The sequence below is a fragment of the Gemmatimonas sp. genome (assembly GCF_041689975.1).
Taxonomy (GTDB): Bacteria; Gemmatimonadota; Gemmatimonadetes; order Gemmatimonadales; family Gemmatimonadaceae; genus Gemmatimonas.
In genome coordinates this window covers 1-8,345 of record NZ_JBDNFF010000002.1, presented here as the reverse complement: position 1 = coordinate 8,345, position 8,345 = coordinate 1, and the positions used below count along the sequence as shown (strand labels likewise).

The 8,345-nt window shown below is 64.9% G+C and carries 4 protein-coding genes and 2 pseudogenes; 4 read left to right on the top strand and 2 right to left on the bottom strand.

The annotated features are described in order from the left end of the window. Positions 1–597: pseudogene (locus tag ACESNG_RS00090) on the bottom strand (PHP domain-containing protein); the annotation flags it as partial. 134 nt (positions 598–731) lie between these two features. Between ACESNG_RS00090 and ACESNG_RS00085 the strand changes: the two are divergent. After that, positions 732–3,140: a lamin tail domain-containing protein gene (locus tag ACESNG_RS00085; RefSeq protein WP_373059741.1), complete on the top strand. Its 2,409-nt coding sequence runs from the start codon at positions 732–734 to the stop codon at positions 3,138–3,140. A 21-nt stretch (positions 3,141–3,161) separates the two neighbouring features. On the opposite strand, the gene ACESNG_RS00080 is transcribed toward ACESNG_RS00085, so the two are convergent. Next, positions 3,162–4,121, bottom strand: coding sequence for a hypothetical protein (locus ACESNG_RS00080; protein ID WP_373059739.1), 960 nt, complete (start codon positions 4,119–4,121; stop codon positions 3,162–3,164). Between the two features lie 179 nt (positions 4,122–4,300). Here ACESNG_RS00080 and ACESNG_RS00075 point away from each other — a divergent pair, with 179 nt between their 5' ends. The 3 genes and pseudogenes from ACESNG_RS00075 to ACESNG_RS00065 form a co-directional block, all read left to right on the top strand. Beyond that, a complete protein-coding gene (locus ACESNG_RS00075) occupies positions 4,301–4,762 on the top strand; it encodes a YidB family protein (RefSeq protein WP_373059737.1) in 462 nt (153 codons plus the stop codon). A gap of 608 nt (positions 4,763–5,370) precedes the next feature. Then, positions 5,371–7,827 carry a choice-of-anchor B family protein gene (locus ACESNG_RS00070; protein ID WP_373067188.1) on the top strand — a complete coding sequence of 819 codons (2,457 nt, stop codon included), beginning with the start codon at positions 5,371–5,373 and terminating at the stop codon, positions 7,825–7,827. After that, positions 7,827–8,345 (top strand): annotated as a pseudogene (locus tag ACESNG_RS00065) (YncE family protein); the annotation flags it as partial. The gene ACESNG_RS00070 and the pseudogene ACESNG_RS00065, both read left to right, overlap by 1 nt.

Genomic DNA, 8,345 nt, shown 5'->3' with positions numbered 1-8,345 from the left:
GTCTTCCATACCGGGCCAGTCGCCGCCGCCGATGTTGTGCACCGTGGGATGCCCGTTGAAGATCTCGAGCAGTCGGTCGTTCTTCACGCGGAAGAGCGTGGCCGTGTCGATGCTCCAGAGAAAATTCGGATGGTTGATGTGGGGCACGGCTCGTTCGGCGCGGATGGCATCGACGGTTTTCTGCACGGTGCCGAGCAGGGTGCTGTCGCGCGGCGCGGCGATCACGCGCGTTATGCCGAGCGCATTCACATGCACGGCGGCCTTCTGGAACGCGGTCGTCACCTCTTCACCAGGGATCAGCAGAAACGTCGAGTCCATCAGTGATGCCAGCGTGGCCGGATCGGTGAAGACGTTGTGATCGGAGAGCACGAGAAAGTCGTACTTCCGGTTCTTGTACCAGCGGGCGACTTCCTCGGGAGCGGTATCGCCGTCGGAGTTGGTGGTATGGGTGTGTGTGTTGCCCTTGAGCCAGCCGGCGCCCGGCGAGGCATCGGGCACGAGGAATCGCGCGGGCTGCGCCGCGACGCTGCGGGTCAGCCCGGAGGCACCGAGGGTAAGCACGAGAGACAATGCGCGCAGGATCGAGGATAAGGTCATGCCACACAAACTGCCACGCGATGGTCGCGACCGCGAGACGGTGACCGGATCGTGACGGCGACGCGGTGGGATCGTGACGCCACCGTCTCATGCTCACATGTTGCGTCTAACTCCTCCCTTCCGAGCCCGCCTCCATGCTCGCTTCTGATCGTATCCGGCGTGTCCGCCGCTTTTCAGGCGTTGCCGTTGTTCGCCACGCGATCGTTTCGCTGGTCGTTGCATTCAGCGCGGCGGCGTGTAGCGATGCCAACGACCCGCCGAAGCTCGCGCAGATCACGCTGTCGGCTCCGGCCACGTCGATCGTGACCGGGCAGACGGTGCTGGTGACGCCACGGCCGCTCGATCAGTTCGGTGCCGCCATCGCGCCGGGAACGATCGAGTGGCGTTCGACGGCGATGTCGATCGCGACGGTGTCGACGGGCGGTGAGGTCACGGGTGTGGCGCCGGGAACGGTTGCGGTGAGTGCCACCTCTGGCGGCGTGACGGGTCAGCTCCAACTCACCGTGGTGGCGGCGACAATTACGTCGCTCACCATCACGCCCGCCACGCTCTCGCTGACGCAGGGTCAAGCAGTCACGGCGACCACCAGCGGCCTTGACCAGTTGGGTCGGCTGTTGGCGAGTGGTACCGTGACGTGGTCGAGCGCGTCGGCGGCGATTGCGACGGTGGACAACGTCGGCGCCGTGCGTGCCATCGCGCCCGGCAGCACGACGATCACAGCGGCGGTCGGCACGGTGACGGCCCAGCGCACCGTCACCGTGGTTGCATCGCCGGCGATTCGCATCACCGAGGTCGAATCGAACGGTGGGACGCCTGGTGACTGGATAGAGTTGTTCAATCCGACGGCCGCGGCGGTCGACATCTCCGGCTGGGGCGTCAAGGACAACGACAACGCGCGGACGTTCGCGTTTCCGATGGGCACGGTGATTCCCGCGGGCGCGTATTTCGTGGTGGAAGAAGGAACGTTCGGCTTCGGGCTCGGCGTCGCCGATGCCGCGCGGATCTTCAACCAGTTCGGCGTCGTGGTGGACGAGTACTCGTGGACGGCACACGCGTTGACCACTTACGGTCGCTGCCCAAGCCCGACGGGTGCCTTCGTCACCAACGCCACGTCGACGAAAGGGACGGCCAACGATTGCAGCGCGCTGATTCGTGTGAATGAAGTCGAGTCGAGCGGCGGTATGCCAGGTGATTGGATCGAACTGTTCAACTTTGGGCTAACCGCCGTAGATCTGTCGAATTTCCTCGTGAAGGACAACGATGACACGCGCACCACGCGGCTGCCGGCCGGAGCGACCATTGCGCCGGGCGGTTACTACGTGATCGAAGAAAGCGTGCTCGGATTCGGGCTTGGTGCGGCCGATGCGGCGCGAATTTTCGACGCGAACAGCACGCTGCTCGATTCGTACACCTGGACGGCGCATGCCGCCATCACCTACGGGCGCTGTCCCGATGGCGTCGGTGAATTCGCCGAGAACTCGGTGGCGACCAAGGGCGCCGCGAATAACTGCACCCCTCTTGCCGGACCGCCCACGTCGCCGTGGCCGGGAAGCGATGACGTGCGGGCGGTGAGCGGCGCTGCCGTATTCGGGGGCAATCTGAGCGGACTCACGTACGAAGCGGCGAGCGGCGGTCAGCCGGCAGTGCTCTGGGCCGCGCGCAATGGCCCGGGGTCGGTGTTCCGACTGATCTTCAGCGGAGGGATCTGGACGCCCGATCCGAGCAACGGCTGGGGCGCCGGCAAGCTGGTGCGCTTTCCAGATGGACTTGGGGAGCCCGACGCCGAGGGCATCACGATCGTGGCGGGCGCATCGAGCGGCGGTTTGTATGTGGTTTCTGAGCGCAACAACAGCGCAAACGGGGTGAGTCGGAACAGCATTCTGCGTTTCGATCCATCAGCCGCTGGTAGTACGCTCACCGCGACCAACGAATGGAATCTCACGGCCGATCTGCCGGTAACCGGTGCCAACCTTGGCGTCGAGGCGATCACTTGGATTCCCGACAGCATGCTCGTGGCGAACGGCTTCATCGATGAACCGAGAGGGCGCGCCTACGCACCGGCCGACTATCCGAATCATGGCACCGGCATCTTCCTCGTGGGTGTCGAGGCCAACGGCGTCATCTATGCCTACGCGCTGAACCACGTCACGAACGTCGCGACCCGCGTGGCCACCATCGTGACCGCCTTCCCGGGCGTGATGGGCATGGAGTACGATCGCGAGACCGGCTATCTGTGGGCCACGTGTGACAACGGTTGCGGCAATACGACGGGTGTGCTGCAGATCGACGTGACGGTGGGCTCGACCACGCGCGGCCGCTTCCTCGCCCCGCGGCGCTTTGCCCGCCCGACCACGATGCCGAACCTCAACAACGAGGGGTTTGCCTTCGCGCCGCAGTCGACCTGTGTGGCAGGCCGCAAGGCGGTGTTTTGGGCTGATGACGCGGAAACGGGCGGGATTTCGATTCGTAGTGCATCGATCCCGTGCGCGACCTTCTCCCGTGAACAGACGACCTTCCGCCGGTCGGGTGGCTTGGAGCACTGAATTCTGGCTGCTGCGCTCCGGTCAGCGGGTCCCGGTGCGCAGCAGGCTGTCCAACGACCGACCGCGCGCGAGCTCGCCGATGCGGGCTTCGACGCGCGGGAAAATGGTGACGGCATCGGCGCGGAATCGGGTGAAGAGCGCTTTGAGATCGTCCGCTGACAGGGTGCGTCCTTGTTCGTAGTACTGATCGGCCGCGTGCCCGAGCGCATACGTGCTGGCGAAGGTCACAGCGGCGCCGGTGGCAACACCGGCGGTTCCGCCCAGCAGCCCGCCAAGCAGTCCACCGGCAATGCCGCCGAACATCCGTCGCACCACCTTTTCGAGCACCTGTGCCGCCGCGCCCAGCCCGAACGTGGCCACGAGGTCGGTGACTTGCTGCGTGTCGAGCTGTTGCCCGTGGCGCTGCCCAATGTGATGCACGAGACGGAGCTGCAGCGGCAGGATGCCCAGATTGGCGAGGCGATCGGGTAGCAGTTCGAGCGCTGCCGTCAGCATCGCCTGATCGAGAATGTGATCGTCGAGCGAAGCGGCGGCGGCCGCTGCGGCGTCGCCTTCGGCGTTGGCGTCGGCGACCACTGGCACGCCGACGGACGGCGTGGTCGAGAGCGCCGGGTGATCGGCGACGGCGCGATTGATATCGGCGATCACATGGTCAGTGGGCGCCGTATCGAGCTGGAGGGCATTGGCCAGCTCCTGCAAGAACTTCCCTTCGCCCGGACTGATCCAGCCGTTGGCGTGACAGACGGCGGTCGCGGTGTCGTGCGCAAGACGTTTTGCCTCGTCGGACGGCAGCCGTGCGGCCAGCATGAGAATAGTGAGCGCCCCGCTCATCGCCTGCGCGATCACGGTTTCCGGGGCCAGCAGTCCCAGACTCCGCGCGACTTCGACCACGCGCGCCTGCTCGGCCTCGTCCTGCGATCCATCGCTGATGGAGGCCAGCGTGGCCAGGGCGATGATGGTTTCGATCTCTTCTGTTGTCACGAATTCTCCTGTTTGTATGACTTGGTCCACGCCCGCGCCTCCGCAACATGCAGCAGAGTCGGGGTTGGCGTGCGCTAGGCGGCTCACGCGCCGGACTCAGCGTTGACGTTTGCTGCGCAGCGCGCGTTCGTACGACAGACACGCACGACCTTTTCACACGACCTTCTTGGGAGCGACCGATGGGATTGTTTGACGGCGCGATGGGAGACATGGCCGGTTCGCTGCTGGGCGGCAAGGCCGGCGGCATCGAGCAAATGTTGGGCGGGTTGCTGGGCACCAAGGCACAGGGTGGCACCTCGTCGTCGGCGCTGCTGCAGATGGCCATGACGCTGGTGCAGGAGAGCGGCGGCATCGGTGGACTCGTGCAGAAGATGCAGGGCAGTGGGCTCGGCGACATCGTGTCGTCGTGGGTGAACACGGGCGCCAATAAGCCCGTTTCGCCGGCGCAGCTGGAGAACGCGCTCGGCAGCACGGCGGTGACCCAGGCGGCGGCGCAGGCCGGCGTGGATCCGTCGCAGGCGATGGGTGGACTGGCGGCCATGTTGCCGCAATTGATCGACAAGCTCACGCCCGACGGCGACGTCAACGCGGGGAGCAATGCGATGTTGACGCAGGTGATGGGGATGCTGCAGAGGAAGTAAGCGAATCCGCTCTTCACGTTTATAGGGGGCGCTTCGGACTTTCGTGTAGGTGACTCTCGGCCGACTCGCCTGAAAACCGCGTCAACGCGGCTTGGCGCCGCGCGAGACGACGGCCTACGGCCCCGTAGAGCCAGCTTTACTCAGGACTGTTCCGCTGCGTGCTCTTCGCCTCAGCGTCTTCGGGTTGATCAGTTCAGAAGACGGTCCGTCGACACGTGATCCGTTCAGCGGCAAATCACTGACGGCGATGCTCGGGTAGATCGAGCACGGATCACGCAGAGCAACGGAGAACGCAGAGGCGCAGAGGACTCGTACTGAGAGGTCGCTACACGCTGACCACCTTGGTCTACAGTCTGGCTCGATGGGTTTTCGAGTGAGCGAATCTCGGCCGACACGCCTGAGCACGGCAGCACCTCGGCCGGTCGTTGAAGCGCACGGACCAACCACAGGCGCGTCGGGAAGCGGCTGGTAGTTCAGCGGGCGCGGCGGCATGGCAGCGGCCACGTACGGTGAGGCATCGCTGCGGGCCGTTGGGCCGAGAGTCACCCACACGAAAGCGCGAAGAGCCTATTTTATAGTTTGCTTCGCTTCCCTCAACCTGACCCATAATGCGAACCGCGCTCTGGCTGGCCTGCCTTGCCTGTCCGGCAACCCTATCCGCCGCGACCGTGGCCGATTCCCTCTCGCGGAAATCCGTCACGACCCATATTACCAGCGACGCGCCGGCGCGCATGATTTTTGGTGCTTCGGTCGCCATCAGCGGGAACACCGCCTTTGTGGGCGAGCCGCGCGGTCAGGAGCCCGGCACGGTGCACGTTTACACGCGGACGGCGTCGGTCTGGCGACCGTCGGGTACGTTGCATGCCCCGACAACTGCACCGAACGACGGCTTCGGTGCCGTGCTTGCTACCGACGGGACGTCGCTGCTGGTCTATCAAAGCGGAACCGCTGCCGACAGCTTACGCGGCACGGTGCATGTATACCGCAAGTCGGCCGCTGGCACGTGGACGCACAGCGGCCTGCTGCAGGCGCCGAGCCGTGCGGCGCGCGCCGCCTTCGGCAGCACCATCGTATTCGAGGGCGACCGCGTCTACATCGCCGCTCCCGGCGAAGGCGCGGGCGCGGTGCACGTGTTTCGTAAATCGGCGAGTGGCAGCTACGACGCGATCGCGCGCATGGCCGGCGAAGGCACCGAAGTGAATGACGCCTTCGGCACATCGATCACAATCGCCGGCGATCGTATGGCGATCGGCGCGCCGGCACGCGCGACACGCCGCGGCGGGGTGTTCGTGTATCGGCGCGAGAGCGATGGCAACTGGAAGCAGGAAGCACTCGTGGTGTCGGCGCGGGGCGCCGAGAACGCGCGCTTCGGCCAGTCCGTGCAGCTGAGCGGCACGCGCCTCGCGGTCGGCGCACCGGGCGCGCTGCCGGTCGTGGGCATGGGGGGCAACGCCGCCGCCGGCCTGGTCACGATCTTCGATTACAGCGAGATCGCCGAGATCTGGCGTGAGCGGCAGTCGTTTACGCAGTTCACGTTTGGCCCGGCACGACTGGGTACGGCGATCGTACGCGCCGGCAATGAGCTCTGGCTCTCGGCGCCCAGCTCCGACCGAAATACCGGCGCGATCCAGCGCCTGCGTCAGGACGCCGAAGGCACGTGGTCGATGAATCAGCTCACCACGCCGGAGATCGAGCCGGGAGCGGCGTTCGGTGCGGCGGTGGCCGTATCGGGCAATTCGGCCGTGGTCGGCATGCCGAACGACGCCGGCGCCGCCGGCAGCGTGATGTTTCTCGAGCGGTCCGCAGCGGGTGCGTGGACGTCGAAAGGCGTGCTCTTCCCCGTTGCGCCGAGCAAGACGTACAGCGCGGTGAAGGGCAAGGAAGTGCAGTGCGGCAAGGATGGCAAAGCCAGCGCCTTCGAGTGCGGCAACACGGGGCTGATGTCGTTTCTGCCCATTTCGGCCATCGGCGGTAGGCGTGGCACGAACATGAACGACAACTGGGGTTGGACCGATCCGGTCACGAAGCGCGAGATCGCGATCCTCGGTCGCACTGACGGCACGTCGTTCGTCGACGTGTCCGACCCCGTCAATCCGCGCTACCTCGGCGATTTGCCGAAGACCAAGGGCTCGCCGTCCTCGGCGTGGCGCGACATGAAGATGTATAAGGATCACGTGTTCATCGTGTCCGACAACGCGGCCGAGCACGGCATGCAGGTGTTCGACATGACGCGCCTGCGCACGGTGAAGACACCCCAAGTGTTCAAGCCCGACGTCACGTATGATCGCATCAACAGCGCGCACAACATCGTCGCGAACGAAGAGACCGGCTTCATGTACACGGTCGGCAACTCCGGTGGCGGCGAAACATGCGGCGGTGGCTACCACATGATCGACGTGCGGACGCCCAAGAAGCCGAAGTTCGCGGGCTGTTTCGGTGATCCCAAAACCGGTTCCGCCGGTACGGGCTATTCGCATGATGCGCAGTGTGTGGTGTATCACGGGCCCGATGCGAAGTATACGGGCAAGGAGATCTGCGTTGGTTCGAACGAGAACGCGATCAGCATCGCGGACCTCACCGACAAGAAGAAGCCGGTCGCCATTTCACGGGCGAGCTATCCGAACGTCGCCTATGCACACCAGGCGTGGCTCACCGACGACCATCGTTTCCTGTACCTGAACGACGAAGGCGACGAATCGACGGGCAAGGGAGAAGCGGCGAAGGGCACGCGCACGCTGGTGTGGGATCTCGCCGATCTGTCCGATCCGATTCTGGTGAAGGAGCATATCGGCACGTCGAAGGCGATCGACCACAACTTGTACGTGAAGGGCGACCGCATGTACCAGGCGAACTACACGTCTGGTCTGCGCATTCTCGACGTCAGCGATCCGCGCAACCCGAAGGAAGTCGGCTTCATGGACACGCATCCGGGTGATGATGGCACGCCGAGCTTCGCCGGCGCGTGGAGCGTGTATCCGTACTTCAAGAGCGGCGCGATCGTCGTCACGAGCATCGGTGAAGGCGTGTTCTTCGTGCGCGATATGTCGCGCAAAGTGGTTCCCTGATGCGCGCAGTGCGTCAGATTCTCGCGTTGGCGGCGACGTGTTGTGTCGCCGCCAGCGCGTGCTACGCACCGCGCCGGAGCGCTGACGCCGGCGACAAGCTCTATATCGTAAATCAGTCGGGGGCGTCGATCACCGTGGTCGATCAGGCGCGTCTGGCCATCGACACGGTGCTCGACTTGCGCACGCTCGGCTTTACGGCGAATGCGAAGCCGCATCATGTCGTGGTGGAGGAGAACGGCGCCTACTGGTACGTCTCGCTGATCGGCGATGGCCGTGTGCTCAAGTTCGATCGTGCGAACCGCTTGCTGGCTCAACTGGAGCTGGAGACGCCGGGGTTGCTGTCGCTCGACCCCGTGCACGACTCGCTGTACGTGGGTCGTTCGATGACGGCGGTGAATCCTCCCAAGTCGCTTGGCGTGATTGTGCGTTCCACCTTCACGCTGGTCGATGAACAGGAAATCGTGATGCCGCGACCGCATGCGCTGGCCAGTAGCATAGATGGTCGCTTCGTACATACG